This window comes from Stenotrophomonas sp. GL_101 (genome assembly GCF_057835675.1).
Map to the genome: position 1 here is coordinate 3,008,023 of NZ_CM174432.1, position 19,236 is coordinate 3,027,258.

Annotated in this window: 22 protein-coding genes and 1 pseudogene; 16 read left to right on the forward strand and 7 right to left on the reverse strand. The window is 66.7% G+C overall.

Features of this window, described 5'->3' with window-relative positions:
• Positions 1-70: 70 nt before the first annotated feature.
• On the reverse strand, positions 71-901 hold the full coding sequence (locus tag AC3IR9_RS13180) for a glycine zipper 2TM domain-containing protein (RefSeq protein ID WP_489291176.1): 831 nt from the start codon (positions 899-901) through the stop codon (positions 71-73).
• 160 nt (positions 902-1,061) lie between these two features.
• Between AC3IR9_RS13180 and AC3IR9_RS13185 the strand changes: the two genes are divergently transcribed.
• Both AC3IR9_RS13185 and AC3IR9_RS13190 read left to right on the forward strand, forming a co-directional pair.
• Positions 1,062-1,286, forward strand: a complete 225-nt coding sequence (locus AC3IR9_RS13185; protein WP_489291177.1) for a DUF6116 family protein — start codon at positions 1,062-1,064, stop codon at positions 1,284-1,286.
• Complete coding sequence (locus AC3IR9_RS13190; protein ID WP_489291178.1) at positions 1,283-2,047, forward strand: TatD family hydrolase; 765 nt, start codon at positions 1,283-1,285, stop codon at positions 2,045-2,047. Before AC3IR9_RS13185 ends, AC3IR9_RS13190 begins: the two co-directional genes overlap by 4 nt.
• A 147-nt stretch (positions 2,048-2,194) precedes the next feature.
• Here AC3IR9_RS13190 and AC3IR9_RS13195 read toward each other — a convergent pair whose 3' ends face one another.
• Positions 2,195-2,995, reverse strand: a complete 801-nt coding sequence (locus tag AC3IR9_RS13195) for a tRNA threonylcarbamoyladenosine dehydratase (RefSeq protein ID WP_489291179.1) — start codon at positions 2,993-2,995, stop codon at positions 2,195-2,197.
• 93 nt (positions 2,996-3,088) lie between these two features.
• On the opposite strand from AC3IR9_RS13195, the gene AC3IR9_RS13200 reads away from it, so the two are divergent.
• Positions 3,089-3,526 (forward strand): hypothetical protein, encoded by a 438-nt coding sequence (locus AC3IR9_RS13200; protein ID WP_489291180.1) that lies wholly within the window; start codon positions 3,089-3,091, stop codon positions 3,524-3,526.
• A 118-nt stretch (positions 3,527-3,644) separates the two neighbouring features.
• The gene (locus AC3IR9_RS13205; protein ID WP_489291181.1) at positions 3,645-4,133 is read left to right on the forward strand and encodes a glycine zipper 2TM domain-containing protein; all 489 of its coding nucleotides are present in this window, start codon (positions 3,645-3,647) and stop codon (positions 4,131-4,133) included.
• A gap of 79 nt (positions 4,134-4,212) precedes the next feature.
• On the opposite strand, the gene AC3IR9_RS13210 is transcribed toward AC3IR9_RS13205, so the two are convergent.
• Positions 4,213-4,422: a cold-shock protein gene (locus AC3IR9_RS13210; RefSeq protein ID WP_489291182.1), complete on the reverse strand. Its 210-nt coding sequence runs from the start codon at positions 4,420-4,422 to the stop codon at positions 4,213-4,215.
• Between the two features lie 235 nt (positions 4,423-4,657).
• Between AC3IR9_RS13210 and AC3IR9_RS13215 the strand changes: the two genes are divergently transcribed.
• From AC3IR9_RS13215 to arsC, 3 genes are all read left to right on the forward strand, one after another.
• Positions 4,658-5,143, forward strand: a complete 486-nt coding sequence (locus tag AC3IR9_RS13215; protein WP_489291183.1) for a DUF456 domain-containing protein — start codon at positions 4,658-4,660, stop codon at positions 5,141-5,143.
• Positions 5,144-5,286: 143 nt separating this feature from the next.
• Positions 5,287-6,450 carry a phospholipase A gene (locus AC3IR9_RS13220; RefSeq protein WP_489291184.1) on the forward strand — a complete coding sequence of 388 codons (1,164 nt, stop codon included), beginning with the start codon at positions 5,287-5,289 and terminating at the stop codon, positions 6,448-6,450.
• Positions 6,450-6,806 (forward strand): arsenate reductase (glutaredoxin), encoded by a 357-nt coding sequence (arsC, locus tag AC3IR9_RS13225; RefSeq protein ID WP_489291185.1) that lies wholly within the window; start codon positions 6,450-6,452, stop codon positions 6,804-6,806. Before AC3IR9_RS13220 ends, arsC begins: the two co-directional genes overlap by 1 nt.
• Positions 6,807-6,845: 39 nt before the next feature.
• On the opposite strand, the gene AC3IR9_RS13230 is transcribed toward arsC, so the two are convergent.
• On the reverse strand, positions 6,846-7,199 hold the full coding sequence (locus tag AC3IR9_RS13230) for a hypothetical protein (protein WP_489291186.1): 354 nt from the start codon (positions 7,197-7,199) through the stop codon (positions 6,846-6,848).
• Positions 7,200-7,369: 170 nt separating this feature from the next.
• On the opposite strand from AC3IR9_RS13230, the gene AC3IR9_RS13235 reads away from it, so the two are divergent.
• Complete coding sequence (locus AC3IR9_RS13235; RefSeq protein WP_489291187.1) at positions 7,370-8,482, forward strand: sterol desaturase family protein; 1,113 nt, start codon at positions 7,370-7,372, stop codon at positions 8,480-8,482.
• A 12-nt stretch (positions 8,483-8,494) separates the two neighbouring features.
• On the opposite strand, the gene AC3IR9_RS13240 is transcribed toward AC3IR9_RS13235, so the two are convergent.
• The gene (locus AC3IR9_RS13240) at positions 8,495-9,130 is read right to left on the reverse strand and encodes a glutathione S-transferase family protein (protein WP_489291188.1); all 636 of its coding nucleotides are present in this window, start codon (positions 9,128-9,130) and stop codon (positions 8,495-8,497) included.
• A gap of 157 nt (positions 9,131-9,287) precedes the next feature.
• Between AC3IR9_RS13240 and AC3IR9_RS13245 the strand changes: the two genes are divergently transcribed.
• Positions 9,288-9,923, forward strand: coding sequence for a LysE family translocator (locus AC3IR9_RS13245; RefSeq protein ID WP_489291189.1), 636 nt, complete (start codon positions 9,288-9,290; stop codon positions 9,921-9,923).
• Positions 9,924-10,056: 133 nt separating this feature from the next.
• Here AC3IR9_RS13245 and AC3IR9_RS13250 read toward each other — a convergent pair whose 3' ends face one another.
• Positions 10,057-11,574 carry a fumarate hydratase gene (locus tag AC3IR9_RS13250; protein WP_489291190.1) on the reverse strand — a complete coding sequence of 506 codons (1,518 nt, stop codon included), beginning with the start codon at positions 11,572-11,574 and terminating at the stop codon, positions 10,057-10,059.
• 171 nt (positions 11,575-11,745) lie between these two features.
• Between AC3IR9_RS13250 and sigJ the strand changes: the two genes are divergently transcribed.
• The 7 genes and pseudogenes from sigJ (at position 11,746) to AC3IR9_RS13285 (ending at position 18,626) form a co-directional block, all read left to right on the forward strand.
• Positions 11,746-12,642, forward strand: coding sequence for an RNA polymerase sigma factor SigJ (gene sigJ / locus AC3IR9_RS13255; RefSeq protein WP_489291191.1), 897 nt, complete (start codon positions 11,746-11,748; stop codon positions 12,640-12,642).
• Between the two features lie 35 nt (positions 12,643-12,677).
• On the forward strand, positions 12,678-13,121 hold the full coding sequence (locus tag AC3IR9_RS13260) for a carboxymuconolactone decarboxylase family protein (RefSeq protein WP_137189891.1): 444 nt from the start codon (positions 12,678-12,680) through the stop codon (positions 13,119-13,121).
• 294 nt (positions 13,122-13,415) lie between these two features.
• A pseudogene (locus tag AC3IR9_RS13265) lies at positions 13,416-14,576 on the forward strand (DUF3413 domain-containing protein); the annotation flags it as partial.
• A gap of 80 nt (positions 14,577-14,656) precedes the next feature.
• Complete coding sequence (locus AC3IR9_RS13270; protein WP_489295830.1) at positions 14,657-15,025, forward strand: hypothetical protein; 369 nt, start codon at positions 14,657-14,659, stop codon at positions 15,023-15,025.
• A gap of 241 nt (positions 15,026-15,266) precedes the next feature.
• On the forward strand, positions 15,267-17,138 hold the full coding sequence (locus tag AC3IR9_RS13275) for an ABC transporter ATP-binding protein (protein ID WP_489291192.1): 1,872 nt from the start codon (positions 15,267-15,269) through the stop codon (positions 17,136-17,138).
• Positions 17,139-17,233: 95 nt separating this feature from the next.
• A complete protein-coding gene (locus AC3IR9_RS13280; RefSeq protein WP_489291193.1) occupies positions 17,234-18,013 on the forward strand; it encodes a ferredoxin--NADP reductase in 780 nt (259 codons plus the stop codon).
• A gap of 67 nt (positions 18,014-18,080) precedes the next feature.
• Positions 18,081-18,626 carry a TlpA family protein disulfide reductase gene (locus tag AC3IR9_RS13285; RefSeq protein WP_489291194.1) on the forward strand — a complete coding sequence of 182 codons (546 nt, stop codon included), beginning with the start codon at positions 18,081-18,083 and terminating at the stop codon, positions 18,624-18,626.
• 40 nt (positions 18,627-18,666) lie between these two features.
• On the opposite strand, the gene AC3IR9_RS13290 is transcribed toward AC3IR9_RS13285, so the two are convergent.
• The gene (locus AC3IR9_RS13290; RefSeq protein ID WP_489291195.1) at positions 18,667-19,149 is read right to left on the reverse strand and encodes a glutathione peroxidase; all 483 of its coding nucleotides are present in this window, start codon (positions 19,147-19,149) and stop codon (positions 18,667-18,669) included.
• Positions 19,150-19,236 lie beyond the last annotated feature (87 nt).

Consider the following 19,236-nt stretch of genomic DNA (forward strand, 5'->3'; position numbering starts at 1 on the left):
CACCGCGCCCGCAAAACGCAACAGGCCGGCAAGTGCCGGCCTGTTGCTCGCTGCGGTCAACGGCGCGACGTTACTGCTTGTTCGAGTCCAGCGCGGCCGTCTGGGTGACCAGCTGGCCATCGATCACCGGCAGGCGATCGCTGGTCGGCTTGCTGGCCATCTTCACGGTCTTCTCGGCGCCGTCGTAACGGTAGGTCACGTTGTAACCGGTGACCGCGTTGGTGGTGCCCATCGCGATGCGGTTGCCCGGCTTGCTGGCCATGCGCATGGTGCCGGTGGTGCCGTCTTCATTGCGGTAGGTGACGTTGTAACCGGTCACCTTGGTCGACTCGGACGTGGCCGTCTCGGTATGGCACTGGCGCTCGGTACGGTTGACCACGCGGCCGCCCACATGGCGCTTGTCCACCTGGTTGCCGATCAGCCCACCGGCCACCGCACCGGCAGCGGTCGCGGCCTTCTTGCCGTTGCCGCCGCCCACCTGGTTGCCCAGCAGGCCGCCGATCACCGCACCGGCGACGGTGCCGCCGACGTTGCCATCGCGCTCGGGCAGGCGCTCCTGCACCACCACGTCCTGGCAGACTTCATGCGGGGTCTGGGTGGTCGAGGTCTGGCGCACCGGTTCGGTGCCGATCACGGTGGCGTAGGCCTTTTCTTTCTGGGTCAGCGGGTCGACCTTGACGATGTCGGCGTATTCCAGCTTGCCGGCCTTGTCTTCCACGGCGAGCGCATCGGTACGTGCACCGTCGTCGGCCAGCGGGGTGGTGTCCAGGGTGGGACGAGGCTGGGTCGCGGTCACCGGATCAGCTGCGGACGAGCCACTCTTCATGAAAGCGGCGGTGGCGATGCCGCCAACAAGCAGCGCGCCAGCGGCGACCAAAGCAGTAGTGGTAGTACTTTTCATATCCGGCTCCCTGCGGACGATCCGCAACGTTCATGAGCGAATTCCAGCACGCCATGCCTGAACGGAATCTCCACATTGCGCACACGCTGCGTTTACCCATTCAGGTTCCAGCCCGATAGTGCCCGTGATAGCGTTTACAGCATCTGTCGAGGAGTGCGTCATGGCCAATCCCCTGCTGCTGCCAGTGCTCGAGTGGGCCCGCCGGTTGCGCTACCCCACCCTGTTCAAACTCACCGCAGGCCTGTTCGCGCTGACCCTGTTGATCCCCGACCCGGTGCCGTTCGTGGACGAGATCCTGCTCGGACTGGGCACCCTGCTGCTGGCCAACTGGAAGCATCGCAGCGCCGCGCTGCCTCCGGCCCTTCCGGGCAAGCGCCGCGCGTGAGGCTGGTCGACAGCCACTGCCACCTGGACGCCGGCGCGTTCGACGCCGACCGCGCCCAGGTGATCGAACGCGCGCGCGCCGCGGGGGTCGGTACCCAGATCGTGCCGGCGGTGACCGCCGCCAGCTGGCCGACACTGCGCGACACCTGCCGGCTCGCCGAGGGGCTGCATCCGGCCTATGGGCTGCACCCGATGTTCCTGCACGAACACCGTGCCGGGCATCTGCTTGAACTGCGCGGATGGATCGAGCGTGAGCGTCCGTGCGCGGTGGGCGAATGCGGGCTGGATTTCTTCGTCGAAGGGCTCGATGCACAGCTGCAGCAGCAGTACTTCGTCGGGCAACTGCGCCTGGCCCGGGAGTTCGACCTGCCGGTGATCGTGCATGCCCGCCGCGCGGTGGAGGCGGTCATCGCGACGATCCGGGCGGTGGGCGGCCTGCGCGGAGTGGTGCACAGTTTCCCCGGCAGTCCCGAACAGGCCGCGCAGCTGCACAAGCTGGGCTTCCTGCTGGGCCTGGGCGGGCCGTTGACCTACGACCGTGCGCAACGCCTGCAGCGGTTGGTGACCCAGATACCGCTGGAACAACTGCTGCTGGAAACCGATGCGCCCGACCAGCCCGATGCGGGCATCCGGGGCGAGCGCAACGAACCGGCGCGGCTGCCGGTGATCCTGGAAACGGTGGCGCGGCTGCGCGGGCAGCCGGCAGACCAGATCGCGATGCAGACCACCGCCAACGCTACCCGGTTGTTCGGCCTACCGTAGAGCCGACCGTTGGTCGGCTTATTGTCGAACCGACCGTTGGTCGGCTTATTGTCGAACCGACCGTTGGTCGGCTTATCGTCCAGCCGACCGTTGGTCGGCTGCTTCTGGTATTGGATCGCGCCAAACGCAGCCGACCAACGGTCGGCTCTACGCGGCGGCAGCGGGCTTCTTCATCAGCATCTCCAGCGCCTTGCCCACTGCGGCGAATGCGAACGCGCCGGTGATGTGGGTGGCCGCGCCCAGCCCCGCGCCGCAGTCGAGCTTCAACGCCGCATCGGCACCGAGCTGCGGGCGCACCCCGCACACCGTCCCATCGGCCTGCGGGTACTTCACGTTCTCCAGCGAGTACACCGCCGGCACCCCGAAATAGCGCGAAGCGTTCTTCGGGAAATTGAAATCGCTGCGCAGCTTCTTGCGGATCAACGCCATCATCGCGTCATGCTCGGTCCGCGACACGTCACGGATCCGCACCAGGGTTGGATCGGTGCGCCCGCCCGCCGCGCCCACCGTCAGGATCGGCAGCTTGCGCCGACGACACCAGGCGATGGTCTCCACTTTGACCCGGAAGCTGTCGCAGGCATCGATCACCAGGTCGAAATCACGGTCCAGCAGCGCCACCATGTTCGACACTGTCAGGAACGCGGCGATGGCATCGACGGCGATGTCCGGGTTGATCGCGCGGCAGCGCTCGGCCATCGCCTCGGCCTTGTTGCGCCCGTACTGGCCCGCCAGCGCCGGCAGCTGCCGGTTGGTGTTGGACACACAGATGTCGTCGGCATCGATCAGGGTCAGGTGCCCCACCGCGGTGCGGGCCAGTGCTTCGACCACCCACGAGCCAACCCCGCCCATGCCCACCACGGCCACCCGGCGGGCCGACAGCAGGTCCACCGTGCCCACCCCATACAGCCGGTCGATGCCGGAAAATCGTTCGCGAAGTACGTCGTTCATCGGCATATTCTACGGGCCCTGCGGCGGTCGGTACGCCACGTGGACAGGACAGCGCGTACGATCGCGGCAGCCACCCTCAAGGAAGCCCCTGCCATGTCCGATCCGACCGCCCCCCGCCGTGCCTCCACCGCCTACCGCTATCTGTTCGTCGGCGTGCTCGGCCTGTTCATCGGGTTGATCGCCACGGTCATGGTGTCGCGCGCCATCCAGGCCCGCCAGGATCGGTTCCCGGACGCGCTGATGCAGGTGATGAGCCGGCAGCTGCAGCTGATGCAGGACGCCCAGGCGCAGAACCGCTGCACCCTGGCCGACAGCATGCCGCGCGTGCAGACCCTGCGCTCGCTGTCCAACGACCTGGACCTGGCCTTTCCCGGGCTGAGCGACAGCCAGGGCTTCCAGCAGCACGCCAGCGCCCTGCGCGCCACCCTCAACCAGGCCCTGGCCGCGCCGCCCACCGACTGCACCGCGATGGGCCAGCTGGTCGAAAAGATCCAGGCCGACTGCAAGGCCTGCCACCAGGATTTCCGCTGATTCATCTGCCAGCCACGCTGGCCGCCGAAGATTGGCGCGCTGTTCACGTTGCACAGGACACGATCTGCGGCATGCGCCCCAGACGCATTCGACCACCCCTCTGGCCAGGAGATACCCCATGAAGATCCAACTCATCGCTGCCGCCGCCGTTGCCACCGTTGCACTGGCCGGCTGCGCGACCACCTCGCCGGGCTATGGCAGCGGTGGTTACAACAACGGCTACGGCAACAACAACAACGGCGGCTACAACACCGGACGCTGTGCCGACTGCGGCATCGTGACCCGTATCAACACGGTGGCCTCGGGCCGCACCGCGCCGTCGGCCACCGGCGCGATCCTCGGCGGCATCGTCGGCGCCGTTGCCGGCCATGAGATCTCCGACCATACCGGCGGCAGCCGTGGCAACAAGAACATCGCCGCCGCTGCGGGTGCGGTCGGTGGCGCGCTGGCCGGCAACCAGATCCAGAAGAACGTCACCAACGATACCTACGACATCAGCGTCCGCATGGATGACGGCCGCACCGTGGTGGTCAACCAGCGCGACCTGGCCGGCATCCGCGAAAACACCTACGTGCGCGTGGTCAACGGCAAGGTGATCCTGCGCTGAGCCAGCCCGGCCACCGCCGCTGCCGCAATGAAGAAGGCCCGCTTGCGCGGGCCTTCTTGTTACCCGCACAAGGCGGGACTTACTCGGCCTGGACCTTGTCGGCCTGCAGACCCTTCTGGCCCTGCACGACCTCGAAACTGACGGTCTGGCCTTCTTTCAGGCTCTTGAAGCCCTGGCTTTCGATGGCGCGGAAGTGCACGAACACATCCTCGCCATTTGCGCGGCTGATGAAGCCAAAACCCTTGGCATCATTGAACCACTTGACAGTACCACTCTCACGATCAGCCATCTCACTACTCCCTGGTGTCTCTTTTCTTGTTGTTGGATACGCCTGGTTGGGCGGCTGACAGCAAGGGGGAAGCGAGGTGCAACGATGCAGCGGATCCAAAGATCTACCATCATCAGGCCACGATCCACGGTGACCTTGCCAAGCTCAGCGCCTGCAACTTAACCCGGGCAAAACCAAAAATCAACTGGCAAAACCTTCACATGTCAACCCTTTTTCACAAACCATACCGGACAGCATGGACTATTCATTCATCTTCTATCTGCTAGCGGCGGCGTTGGTACTGGTGGGCATCGCAGGCGTCGTGCTGCCGGCCCTTCCCGGCATTCCACTGGTGTTTGCCGGCTTGCTGCTGGCCGCCTGGAACGACGGCTTCAACCATGTCGGCTGGATTCCCCTGACCGCCCTGGGGGTGCTGACCCTGCTGTCCTTCGCGGTGGACATCCTGGCCACGGTGGTGGGCGCGCAACGGGTCGGGGCCAGCCGCAAGGCGCTGTGGGGCACCTTCGTGGGCAGCATCGCGGGGCTGTTCTTCATGCCGATCGGGTTGCTGGCCGGCCCGCTGCTGGGCGCGCTGGCCGGCGAGTACTGGCATACCCGTGAACTGGGCCGGTCCACCAAGGTGGGCTTTGCCACCTGGCTGGGCATCCTGCTCGGGCTGGCGCTGAAGATGGCGCTGGTGGTGGCGATGCTGGGGTTATTCGCCTTCGCCTGGCTGGTCTGAAACCGACCCGTTCACACCCTGCGCACAGCCCTGCCGGGCATAAACGCCCGGGCGGGACCGCCGTACCGCGCTGGCGGGATCGTCAGCCAACAGCGACACTGTCCCGGCAACCCCATTCATTCCTGCCACACGGCCGCGCCTTCATGATCCTTCGTCCCCGCTCCGCCCTGTTCACCGCCCTGGCCCTGGCCAGCCCCACCCTGCCCGTGATGGCGCAGGAAGCGGCGCCCACCCCGGCTTCCCCCGAGGCGTGCGCGCTGGTGGATACCGATGCGGCGCGACTGGCGTGCTACGACAAGCTGTTCGGGCATACCCGCGGGGTGACCGTGGCCGCCGATGCGGCGGCCACGGCCGCCCAGCAGGCGCGCCGCGAGGAACGCCAGGCCGCGCGCAGCGCCGAGGCCGGTGCACCGGCTACCCAGCGGGTCAAGCAGCGGCTGGGCGAGCTGTTCCAGAACGATGGTCACGAGGATGCCCTGGCCAACGCCGGCAAGGGCTCGCTGCTGGACAGCCGCTGGGAACTGGCGCAGGACTCCAAGCTGGGCGCCTTCCAGCTGCGCGCCTACAAGCCGGTGTACCTGCTGCCGGCGTTCTGGACCAGCGACAAGAACCAGATGCCGCAGTCGCCCAATCCGGCCAACCAGGTCACCACCCCGCAGCTGCTGGACAGCAACGAGTTGAAGTTCCAGCTGAGCTTCAAGACCAAGGTGGTGGAAAACCTGTTCGGCGACAACGGCGACATCTGGGCCGGCTACACCCAGAGTTCGCGCTGGCAGGCTTACAACGCCGAGAATTCGCGCCCGTTCCGCGAGACCAACTACGAGCCGGAAGTGATGCTGCTGTTCCGCAACGGCTACTCCATCGGCGGCTGGCGCGGCCGCATGAGCGGCATCAGCCTCAACCACATGTCCAACGGCCGCGCCGACCCGCTCTCGCGCAGCTGGAACCGGGTGATCCTCAACATCGGCCTGGACCGCGAAAACTGGGCACTCGTGCTGCGCCCCTGGTACCGCCTGCCGGAAGACCGCAAGGACGACAACAACCCGGACATCGAAGACTACATGGGCCGTGGCGACGCCACCCTGACCTGGAATCGCAACGGTCACGAGGTCTCACTGATGGCGCGCCACTCGCTGCGCGGCGGCGATCGTTCGCACGGCGCGCTGCAGCTGGACTATGGTTTTCCAATCAGCAACCTGCTGCGCGGCCATGTGCAGGTGTTCGACGGCTACGGCGAAAGCATGATCGACTACAACCACAAGGCCACCTACGTGGGCGTGGGCGTGTCGCTGCTGGAGTGGTACTGATGTCGGTGACGATCTGGCACAACCCGCGCTGCAGCAACTCGCGCGGGGCGTTGGAGATCCTGCACCAGCACGGCATCGAGCCGACAGTCATCGACTACCTGAAAACCCCGCCGGACCGCGAGACGCTGCATGCCCTGGTCACCGCGATGGGGATCGGCGCGCGCAGGCTGCTGCGCGACAAGGAAGCGGCCTACACCTCGCTGGGCCTGGCCGATCCGATGCTTGACGATGCCTCGCTGATCGAGGCCATGCTGCAACACCCGGAACTGATCAACCGCCCGATCGTGCGCACCCCGCTTGGGGTGCGCCTGTGCCGTCCCCCGGAAACGGTGCTGGACATCCTGCCACCCGGATAATGCCGGGCGCTGCGCGGCATCGGCCCACGCATTGATGACTCACCCGCCGCAGCGGCTCATGCAGCGGTCGCGATCTTCGCCACACCCAAGCGCGGGCAGCCGGTTACGGCAGTAGTCGATGCTGGCCTCGCACGATCGCCGCAGGTCCGGGTTGTCGATCTTGTCGCAACGACCCTCCCGCTGTGTGGCCACGCCGACGCCGCAACTGTCGCTGCTGCCGGCGCCGAGCCCCGCTCCGCTGGCCATGCAGCTGTCATGGCGGCGTTGGCACTGCGCCATGCACTGGTTGGCGGCGGTGACCTCGCGCAGGCCTGGGGGGTCCTGGTAACCGCCGTCGCTGCTGCAGGCGGCCATCAGCAGCGCCAGCGCTGCAGCCAAAAGCGTCCTTGGCACGGTGGTGCTCCTTGTGGATGAGTGGGGCCGGCAAGCGCCAGTCAGGCCCACAGCCTGCACGCCTGACTGTAGCAGCGGACAACGGCCGGCGACCAGTGCAGACAGCGCGGAGGTTCGCGCGGGCAGCGCGTTATCGGCACAATGGCCGCGTCCCGCACGGAAGCACCTGCTTGAACGCACACCCCCGACGTTCCTTCTTCGCCCATGGCTCGGCGCTGCTGGGCCTGCTCAGCCTGCTGGGCGTGGCCTGCTTCCACTTTCCCGACCTGCTGACCAGTCGCGAGTTCCGCGCGGTCTACAACGAACATTTCGCCCGGCACGTGCTGCTGGTGGGGCTGGCCGCCGCCTTCATCCTGGGCACGCTGGCGATCGTGCGCGACCGCAACAAGCGTATCGCCCTGATCGGCGTCGGCAGCGCCACGCTGGCGGTGCTGCTGGGCGGCACCAACGTGCAGTTCGATGACATCGGCCAAACGCCCTACTCCCTGGGGCTGGACTGGTTCGTGCTGTCGCTGTTCTTCTCGGCCCTGGTGTTCGTGCCGCTGGAGCGTTACTTCGGCAAGCGTACGCTGTCGCCATTACGGCCGGGCTGGCGCACCGACGTCAGCTATTTCTTCATGAGCCACGTGCTGGTGCAGTTCATCCTGATCCTGGTCACCGCGTCCACCGCCACGGTGGCCGGGCTGGCGGCGTTCCCTGCGCTCAAGCAGCTGATCCAGTCGATGCCGATGTGGCTGCAGTTCCTGCTGGCGGTATTCGTGGCGGACATGGCGCAGGCGCTGCTGCACCGCGCGTACCACAACATTCCCTGGCTCTGGCGCTTCCACGCCGTGCACCACTCCAGCCGGCACATGGACTGGCTGGCCGGCTCGCGCATCCATTTCCTTGAAATCGTGATGACCCGCAGCTGCGTGCTGCTGCCGCTGCTGGTGCTGGGTTTCTCCACCCCCGCCGTGAACGCCTACGTGATCCTGGTCGGGCTGCAGGCGGTACTGGCGCACGCCAACCTGGGCATCCGTTTTGGCTGGCTGGAATACCTGCTGGTGCTGCCGCGCTACCACCACTGGCACCATGCGCGGCAGCAGGATTACGTGGACGTCAATTACGCCATCCACCTGCCGCTGGTGGACATGCTCATGGGCACCTTCAAGCTGCCGCGTGACCCGGCCCACTGGCCGCACGAATACGGCGTGATGAAGCTGGAAACGGTGCCCAAGGGCCTGCTCCAGCAGCACATGATGCCGTTCCGTGCACGCAGGACCTTCGACGAATACGTCGACTGACCAGCGCTGCCCTCAACGCCAGTCGGTGATGCCTTCGCGGCGGTACACCTCGACGAACGCCGGGCGCGCTTTCAGCCGATCGGCGTAAGCCTTGAGCACCGGCCAGGTGTCACTCGGGGTGGGCATGTTGCGCGACCAGCGCAGCAGCATCACCAGCATGAAATCGACCACCCCGGGCTGTTCGCCCAGCACATACGGGCCGCCGGCCTGCAGGTGGTCGGCAAGGCGTTGCCAGGCCGCTTCCAGGCGCTCACGCGCGCCCTGCCGGGTTGCCTCGACGTTGTCGGCACCGGCCATTTCATCGGCATAGAACCACGCGCGATAGGCCGGCTGCACGGTGTTGGCGCACCAGAACATCCAGCGGTAGGCCTCGCCACGCGCGGGCGTGCCCGGGGCCGGCAACAGCCCGGCCTGCGGGTGCAGGTCGGCCAGGTGCAGGGCAATGGCAGGCGCTTCGGTCAGCACCTGCCCGTCCAGCACCAGCGTGGGCACCACGCCGGCCGGATTCAGCGCGAGATAGGCCGCCGATTTCTGCTCGCGCTTGTCGAAATCCAGCAGCACCAGTTCGTGCGGCAACGCCAGCTCCAGCAGCGTCCAATGCACCACCAGCGAGGCGGTGCTGGGGGAACCATACAACGTGGTGGCCATGCGCGGATCCTGTCGAGGGAAGCAACCGAGTATGCGCTCACCGCCATCGCCGGTGATGGATACAGATGCACGGTGCCGCGCACGGCCACTGTGGCTGTTGGCCCGCGCGGGCGGAGCCTAGCATGCAGCGCAACCTTCCTGCCCCGAGTGCGGCGCCATGCCAGAGCCTACCCACCTGCTGACCTTCGCCCTGATCTCGCTGGGCATGGTGCTGACCCCCGGGCCGAACATGATCTACCTGGTGTCGCGCTCGATCTGCCAGGGCCGCGCTGCCGGGCTGGTGTCGCTGGGCGGCATTGCCCTGGGTTTTCTGGTCTATCTGCTGTGCGCGGCACTGGGAATCACCGCGCTGCTGATGGCGGTACCGCATGCCTACGACGTGCTGCGCATTGGCGGCGCGCTGTATCTGCTGTACCTGGCGTGGCAGGCGTGGCGCCCGGGCGGGCGCTCACCGTTCCAGCTGCGCGAGCTGGCGCGCGATAGCCCACGCCGGTTGTTTGCGATGGGGCTGTTCACCGCGCTGCTCAACCCGAAGATCGCGGTGCTGTACCTGTCGCTGCTGCCGCAGTTCATCCAGCCCGACGACCACGGCAGCGTCATGGCGCAGTCGCTGTTGTTGGGCACGGTGCAGATCGCCACCAGCCTGGGGGTCAATGCGTTGATCGTGCTGGGCGCCGGCAGCATCGCCGCCTTCCTGGCTGGCCGGCCGCGCTGGCAGACGCTGCAGCGCGGGTTGATGGGCACGGTGCTGGGTGCGCTGGCGGTGCGGATGCTGGTGGAGACGCGGCGTTGAAGGCGTACCAACCAACGGTCGGTAGCTACCCTCCGGCGGCATCGCGGCCTGTTGCGGCCGGCAACGAAAAACGGCGCCCTGAGGCGCCGTTTTCGTCATGACCCGTACCGACTCACCGTCGCTACCGGCAGGCTCAGGCCACCACCACCGGAATCTTGCCGATCCGGGCCTGCCACTCGCGCGGTCCGGTGATGTGCACCGACTCGCCGGTGGAATCCACCGCCACGGTCACCGGCATGTCCTGCACGGTGAACTCGTAGATCGCTTCCATGCCCAGGTCGGCAAAGCCCACCACCTTGGCGGCCTTGATCGCCTTGGACACCAGGTAGGCCGAACCGCCGACCGCCATCAGGTAAGCGGACTTGTTGTCACGGATCGCCTCGATCGCGGCCGGGCCGCGCTCGGCCTTGCCGACCATGCCCAGCAGGCCGGTCTGTTCCAGCACCTGGCGGGTGAACTTGTCCATGCGGGTCGCGGTGGTCGGGCCGGCCGGGCCCACCACTTCGTCGCGCACCGGATCGACCGGGCCCACGTAATAGATGAAGCGGCCCTTGAGGTCCACCGGCAGCGGCTCGCCCTTGTCCAGCATTTCCACCATGCGCTTGTGCGCGGCATCGCGGCCGGTCAGCAGCTTGCCGTTGAGCAGCAGGGTCTGGCCGGGTTTCCAGCTGGCCACGTCTTCGGAGGTGATCGTGTCCAGGTCGACACGGGTGCCCTTGGAGGCGTCGTAGGTGATCTGCGGCCAGTCTTCCAGCGACGGCGGATCCAGCATCACCGGGCCGCTGCCGTCCAGGGTGAAGTGCGCATGGCGGGTGGCCGCGCAGTTGGGGATCATCGCCACCGGCAGGTTGGCCGCGTGGGTCGGGAAATCCTTGACCTTGATGTCCAGCACCGTGGTCAGGCCGCCCAGGCCCTGCGCACCGATACCCAGCGCGTTGACCTTGTCGAACAGCTCCAGGCGCAGCTCTTCGGCGCGGTTGGAGGCGCCACGGGCCTTGAGCTCATTGATGTCGATCGGCTCCATCAGCGATTCCTTGGCCAGCAGCATCGCCTTCTCGGCGGTGCCGCCGATGCCGATGCCGAGCATGCCCGGCGGGCACCAGCCGGCGCCCATGGTCGGCACGGTCTTGAGCACCCAGTCCACGATCGAGTCGGACGGATTGAGCATGGCGAACTTGCTCTTGGCTTCCGAACCGCCGCCCTTGGCCGCCACGATCACCTCGACCGTGTCGCCCGGCACCACCTTGACGTTGACCACGCCGGGGGTGTTGTCCTTGGTGTTGATGCGCTTGCCGGCCGGGTCGGCCAGCACCGAGGCGCGCAGCTTGTTGTCGGGATAGCTGTAGGCGCGGCGCACGCCTTCATTGGCCATGTCTTCCACGCCCATGGTGGCATCGTCCCAGCGGACGTTCATGCCGATTTCCAGGAACACGGTGACGATGCCGGTGTCCTGGCAGATCGGGCGGTGGCCTTCGGCGCACATCCGTGAATTGATCAGGATCTGGGCCATCGCTTCCTTCGCGGCCGGCGATTCCTCGCGCTCGTAGGCGGCGGCGAGGCTCTTGATGTAATCGACCGGGTGATAGTACGAAATGTACTGCAGCGCGTCGGCGATGGACTGGATGAGGTCTTCCTGCTTGATCGATGTCACGACTTGCTCGCTTGCTGGAGGCTGGCGGGGATTCAGCCCATTATTTTACCCCCCTCGCGCCGCCAAGGGGCATCGGCCGTGGCGCGCTCCCCGCCATCGCGCCGGCACGCCGTCTGCGGCACAGTGGCCCTACCCCTGTCACAACCGCGCCCCCGGCGGCGTCCTCCCGTCATGACCCCGACCGATACCTTCCAGATCCACCGCCCCCGCCTGTTCGCCCTGGCCTACCGCCTGCTGGGCAGCCGCAGCGACGCCGAAGACGTGGTCCAGGACGCCTGGCTGCGCTGGCAGGGCGCCGACCTCGCCAGTATCCGCGACCCCGAAGGCTGGCTGGTGACCGCCGCCACGCGCCTGGGCCTGGACCGCCTGCGGGCCCGGCGCAACGCCCGCATCGAGTACGTCGGGCCGTGGCTGCCCGAGCCGCTGGAGATCGCCCTGGACCCCGATCCGCTGCACGACCCGGCCCAGCGGCATGCGCTGGCCGACGAGGTGTCGATGGCCTTCCTGGCCCTGCTGGAGCAGCTGGGGCCGGACGAGCGCGCCGCCTTCCTGCTCAAGGACGTGTTCGATTACGACTACCCCGACATTGCCCCCCTGCTCGACCACAGCCCGGCCAACTGCCGGCAGCTGGTCCACCGCGCCCGCCAGCGGCTGCAGGCCGGCAAGTCCCGCTTCGCGGTCAGCGCCGGGCAGCACCGCGACCTGCTGACCCGCTTCATGGACGCCTCCCAGCGCGGCGACCAGGCCGCGATCCTGTCGTTGCTACATGCCAATGCCGAGATGGTGTCCGACGGCGGCGGCCGGGTCACTGCCGCCATCCGCCCGTTGCTCGGCGCCGAACGCATCGCGCAGCTGTACTGGGCGATCGCGCGGCGCAACGGGGCGCACCCGGCCCGGATCGGCTACGTCAACGGCGAGCCGGCCATCCTGCGTTTCCAGGGCGACCAGCTGCACTCGGTCACCCTGGTCAGCATCGACGGCGACCGTATCGCGCGGGTGCTGAGCGTGCTCAATCCGGAAAAACTCACCGCCCTTGTCACAGCGCGCGACGCGGGCGCGTCCTCCTGATGAAGACGGCCAACGGGGCCGTCATGGAGTCCACCATGTCCGCTTCTCCCCGCGTTCCCTATTTCCGACTGGCCAACGAGGCCATCAAGGGCCTGCTGGCCACCAGCAAGGCCGTGCATGAGAGTTCGATCGACCCCACGTTGATGGAGCTGGTGTTCCTGCGCGTGTCGCAGATCAATGGCTGCGGCTACTGCATGGACATGCACGGCACGGCCCTGCGCAAGGGCGGTATCGAACCGCGCAAGCTGGACACGCTGCCGGCCTGGCACGAAAGCCGTTTCTTCGACGCCCGCGAACGCGCCGCGCTGGGCTGGGCCGAAGCACTCACCCGGCTACCCGACGGCGCGCCCTCCGACGCGGCGTTCGATGCACTGGCGCCGCACTTCGATGAAAAGGGCATCAGCGACCTGAGCGTCGGCGTGGCGGTGATCAATGCCTGGAACCGTCTGGGCGCGGGGCTGCTGCCGCCGCTGCCGTGACCATCCACTGGCTGACAACGTCACTGACAGATGGCGCATTCAGACGCATCTGAATCGCAGCCCAGCGGCGCGCACAGTGGGCGTGTGCCATGGAAGGCCGCGTGACAGTCGAATTCTGGCCTGCTTGCGTCAATGCGCGAATTGCTTGCCAATTGAAATCTTGGCATTTTGCAATTGTTCCTATGTCGCGCCGAAATCCGGCAGGAAGGGGTTAGGTTTCCGCCCCCTTCCTGCCGGACGCCCTGCATGCCCGTCGCCCGCTCTCGTAATTGGACGCCCTCTTCCCAGGCGTGGATGCCCTCTTTCATCCTCGCCATCCTGCTGCTGACGGCGCTGCCGGTAGCCCTCCTGATCGAATGGCCCGACGCCTACGACGCGCGCCTGTTCGCGGCGTTGGGATTGTTCACTCATATGGGGCTGGCGGCCTGCGCCTGTTGCCTGCCGGGTTGGCTATGCGGCCGGGTTGCGCGCCTGTCGCCGGCCGCGACGCCGTTGACACTGGTGATTGCAACGGGATGGATTCTGCTTGTGCTGGTGAACATGCGGGTGTTCCAGCTGTTCGGTTTCCATCTCAATGCGCTGGTGCTGGCATTGCTGGTGCAAGGCGGGCTACTGCAGCAGCTGGGGCTGACAACGGGCGTCTGGGTGGGCGCGGTCGGCGCGGCGCTGGGCCTGCTGGTGCTGCAACTTCTGCTGGTACGCCACCTGCGGCGCGTCCAACGCCACCGTCTGGCGCCCCTGTGGCTGGGCACCCTGTTGCCGCTGGCCGTTGCCACGCAAGGCATGGCCATCTGGTTCGACGCGCGCGGGCGTAGCGATGCGATGTCGGCCATCCAGGCCGTTCCGTGGGCGCACACAGCGACTGCGCGACGGCATCTGGTCGATTGGGGACTGGCGCCGGCTGATGGCACGCCGCCGCATGTCACTGGCAAAGCACAGGAAAGCGCGCTGCTCAACGCACGCGCGCCCCTGCAATGCGGCGCGCATGAACCGCTGAATGTGCTGATGATCGTAGTGGACTCGCTGCGGCATGACATGCTCGGCCCGGAGCAGATGCCCCATACGTTTGCATTTGCGCAACATGCCTGGCGCGCCGACCGTCACTACAGCACCGGCAACAACACCATGCACGGGCTGTTCGGCTTGTTCTATGGATTGCCAGCCCTGCACACCAACACGATGATCCGCCACCGACGCGGTCCCGAACTGGTGCGACAACTGGATCTGCACGGGTACGACTTCCACCTGTATGGCGGCGCTTCGCTGCAGGGCGCCCGCTTGGACAGGGCGGTGTTCGCCGAACTGGATGCCCCGCTGCATACCGCGCCTGCCCACGTGCCACAGGATCAACGTGACCGCCATGTCACCGAGCAGCTTTCCAGCGCCATCCAGGCACAACCGGCCGGGTCCCCTTTCTTCGGCTTCCTGCTACTGGACAGCGCCCATACGCCTTACGCGGTGCCCACCATGGCAGAGAAGCGCTTCCTTCCCCAGGCAAGTGCGGGCGACCATCTCTCAGCGACACCCAGCTGCGCGTGCCACTGCTGGTACGGTGGCCCGGCCGCGCTACCGGCGTCCAGCCGGCCACTACCAGCCACATGGACCTGGCACCGACCCTGCTACGCCACCTGCTGTCCTGCACGACGCCGATCGAGCACTATTCGGTCGGAAGCGACCTGTTTGGGACGCTGCCGCCGCACCGGCCCTTGCTGGTGGAATCCTGGACCACGCGGGCGGTGCGCTTCGGCGACGACACGTGGCTGCTGCGTCCGTATGGCCTCGAAGCGCGTGACGCCCGCTATCAGATCGTCCCCGGTGCAACGCCCAGCGCCGAGGTAAGTGCCGCGCTTGTCGCGCAGATGCAGTTGCCCCAGGCACCAGCAAGCGCTGGCGCCCCGCCATGACCGCCACGTCCTTGCGGCGCAGGTGAAATGGTGGCGGGATCGCCCTCTGCGGCTGGACCCTCGCCAGACCGGCATCCAGCAGCCGGTCATGCCGGCCGCTGAACGGCTGCAGGTACTTCCAACCACTTCGCGTGCCGACCAACGGTCGGCACCTACCGGTTGGGATGGGTGCGCGCTTTGGTGTCGTGGCATGCAACGCATTCATCCCTCCGCCACGGCGCGGGCGCGCACAATAGCGCCCATGCCTGCCTCCCCCGCTGCCGGTGCGCCCGGCGAGAAGAATCCCAGCCTGCGCGAACGCTTCCAGGCGATGCGCAACCTGCCCCCGTTCCTGCGCCAGGTGTGGCAGACCAGCCCCGGCCTGGCCAGTGCCAGCCTGGGCCTGCGCCTGATCCGTGCGTTGCTGCCGGTGGCGATGTTGTACGTGGGCAAATTGATCATCGACGCGGCGCTGCACCTGAGCCAGCACGAGGCCGGGTTCCCGCCGTTCGGCGAGGCGCTGTCCAGCGGCCTACTCAATCCACTGCTGGGCCTGCTGGCGCTGGAGTTCGGCCTGGCGATCGTCTCCGACCTGCTGGGCCGCGCGGTGAACTACGCCGACAGCCTGCTCTCGGAGCTGTTCACCAACGTCACCAGCGTGCGCCTGATGGAGCATGCCGCCGAGCTGGACCTGGAGGATTTCGAAGATCCCGACCTGCAGGACAAGCTGGACCGCGCGCGGCGCCAGACCATGGGCCGGATGAACCTGATGAGCCAGCTGTTCGGCCAGGTCCAGGACAGCATCACCGTGGCCAGCCTGGCCATCGGCCTGCTGGTCTATGCACCGTGGTTGATCCTGCTGCTGGCAGTGGCGCTGGTGCCGGCGTTCATCGGCGAATCGCACTTCAACGCAGCCGGCTACTCGCTCAATTTCCAGTGGACGCCCGAACGCCGCCAGCTCGACTACCTGCGCCAGATCGGGGCCAGCGTGGAAACCGCCAAGGAGGTGAAGATATTCAACCTGCATCGCTTCCTGATCGAGCGCTACCGCTTCCTCGCCGACAAGTTCTTCCACGCCAACCGCGCCCTGGCGCGCAAGCGCGCGTTCTGGGGCACCCTGCTGGCCGCATTGGGCACGCTCGGCTACTACACCGCGTACGCCTACATCGCCTGGCGCACGGTGCGCGGCGATTTCTCGATCGGCGACCTGACCTTCCTGGCCGGCAGCTTCCTGCGCCTGCGCCAGTTGCTGGAAGGCCTGTTGATCGGCTTCTCGCAGGTGGCCGGGCAGGCGCTGTACCTGGATGACCTGTTCTCGTTCTTCCAGATCCAGCCGGAAATCCATTCGCGGACCGATGCCGTGGCGATCCCGCAACCGATCACCCAGGGCTTCGTGTTCGAGAATGTCGGCTTCCGCTATCCCGATGCCGAGTCGTGGGCGGTGCGCCATCTCGACTTCGACCTGCGCGCCGGTGAAGTGCTGGCACTGGTCGGCGAGAACGGCGCCGGCAAGACCACGCTGGTCAAGCTGCTGGCGCGCCTGTATGACCCCGATGAAGGCCGCATCCTGCTGGACGGCCGCGACCTGCGCGATTACGACCTGGACGACCTGCGCGCCAACATGGGGGTGATCTTCCAGGACTTCGTGCGCTACAACCTCAGCGCTGGCGAGAACATCGGCGTCGGCTGGGTCGAGGCGATGACCGACGACGCCCGCATCCGCGACGCGGCCCGCCGCGGCATGGCCGAGGAGGTCATCAATGCCCTGCCCAACGGCTACGAACAGCTGATCGGGCGCCGCTTCAAGCAGGGCGTGGACCTGTCCGGCGGGCAGTGGCAGAAGATCGCCATCGCCCGTGCTTATATGCGCGATGCACAGGTGATGATCCTCGACGAACCTACCGCCGCACTGGACGCGCGCAGCGAGTTCGAGGTGTTCCAGCGCTTCAAGGAACTGTCCGACAACCGCACCGCGGTGCTGATCTCGCACCGCTTTTCCTCGGTACGCATGGCCGACCGCATCCTGGTGCTGGCCGGCGGCCGGATCGAGGCCAGCGGCACCCATGCCGAACTGATGGTCCAGGGCGGCCGTTATGCCGAATTGTTCGAGCTGCAGGCCGCCGGGTATCGCTGAAACCCCCTTTCCACATGCCTTTTCGGCCAGTCAATGAGAATTTATCTCATTTGAGATAAACTGGCCGGGACAACACAGATCAGAACCCCACCCCCATGTCTTCCGCTTTCGGCGCCGAAACGGTGCTTGAGGTCCGCCACTGGACCGACGCCTACTTCAGCTTCACCACGACCCGCGACAGCGGTTTCCGCTTCGAGAACGGCCAGTTCGTGATGATCGGCCTGGAAACCGACGCGCGGCCGCTGCTGCGTGCCTATTCGATCGCCAGCGCGAACTGGGAAGAAAACCTGGAGTTCTTCAGCATCAAGGTCCAGGACGGCCCGCTGACCTCGCGCCTGCAGCACATCCAGCCCGGCGACAAGGTGCTGGTCGGCAAGAAGCCCACCGGCACCCTGCTGATCAGCGACCTGCACCCGGGCAAGCACCTGTACCTGCTGGGGACCGGCACCGGCCTGGCGCCGTGGCTGTCGGTGATCAAGGACCCGGAAACCTACGAGCGCTTCGACAAGGTGATCCTCACCCATGGCGTGCGTTACGAAAAGGACCTGGCCTACCGCGAGCTGTTCGAGAAGGAACTGCGCGCGCACGAATTCCTCGGCGAGATGATCGGCGACAAGCTGCTGTATTACCCGGCCGTCACCCGCGAAGCGTTCCCCAACCAGGGCCGCCTCACCTCGCTGATGGAAAGCGGCGAGATGCAGAAGACGCTCGGCCTGCCGCCGCTGGACCCGGAGAACGATCGCGCCATGATCTGCGGCAGCCCGCAGATGCTGGCCGACCTGCGCAGCGTGCTGGACAGCCGTGGCTTCCAGACCTCCCCGCGGATCGGTACCCCGGGCCATTACGTGTTCGAGCGCGCGTTCGTCGAAAAATAGCGCCGGGGGGTGGGTTATATTCCGCGACAGCCCGGCGCCGCGCCGGTGCCCAGACGGAGTACTGCCGATGATCTGGATGATCCGCCCCTTCCTCGCCAGCCTGCTGCTTGCCCTGGGCGTGGCCGCCCATGCCGCCGCGCCGGTGGCGCCGTCGCCGAAGGTCGGCGAGATTCCACCGCAGCTCCTGGGCAAGGACCGTCAAGGCGAGCAGGTGGATCTTGGCAGCCAGCGCGGCAAGCTGGTGATCGTCACCTTCTGGGCATCCTGGTGCGGCCCCTGCCGCAAGGAACTGCCGGTACTGGGCAACCTGCAGAAGGCGATCGGCCGCGATGCGCTGCAGGTCTATGCGGTCAACTTCAAGGAACCGCGCAGGGATTTCAACAACGTCGTGCGCAATTCCAAGGTGCCCCCGCTGGAGTACATCCACGATGCCAAGGGCACGGTCAGCGAGCAGTACGGCATCCAGTCCATCCCGCACATGTTCATCATCGGTCCCGACGGCACCATCGCCCATGTGCACCGCGGCTACTCCGAAGCGAGCCTGCCGCGCATCATCGAACAGATCCTCGGCCAGCTGCCCGAATCGGTTCGCAACCGCCCGCCGCAGGGGTAAGCGGCACGCACGCGGCCTGCGCGGCCACCACGGCCAACGCTCAGCCCAGCGCGGCCTGGATATCCCCGCGCAGGGAGGCCGGCGTGTCGGTCGGCGCATAGCGCTGCAGCACCTGCCCGTCACGGCCGATCAGGAACTTGCTGAAGTTCCACTTGATCCCGCGCGTGCCCAGCACGCCGGATTTCTCCGCCTTCAGCCACTGCCACAGCGGATGCGCGCCCTCGCCATTGACCTCGACCTTGTCTGACAGCGGAAAATCCACCGCGTAGGTCAATGAGCAGAAATTCTGGATCTCCTCGGCATTGCCCGGCTCCTGGTGCCCGAACTGATCGCACGGAAATCCGATCACCACCAGCCCCTGCGCGGCGTACTCCCGCCACAACGCCTCCAGCCCTTCGTACTGCGGGGTGAAACCGCATTTACTGGCCACGTTGACCAGCAACAACACCTTGCCCCGGTATTGCTCCAGCGCCTGCGGCTGGCCGGTGAGATCCACGAACGAGAAATCGAAAGCGGTGGTCATGGCGGAGATCCTGCGTAAAAAACCATCTTAGCGCTGCCATCGGTGATGCGCCGCCTTGCGCTGTTCGCGTTCAACATGCCTTTCGAC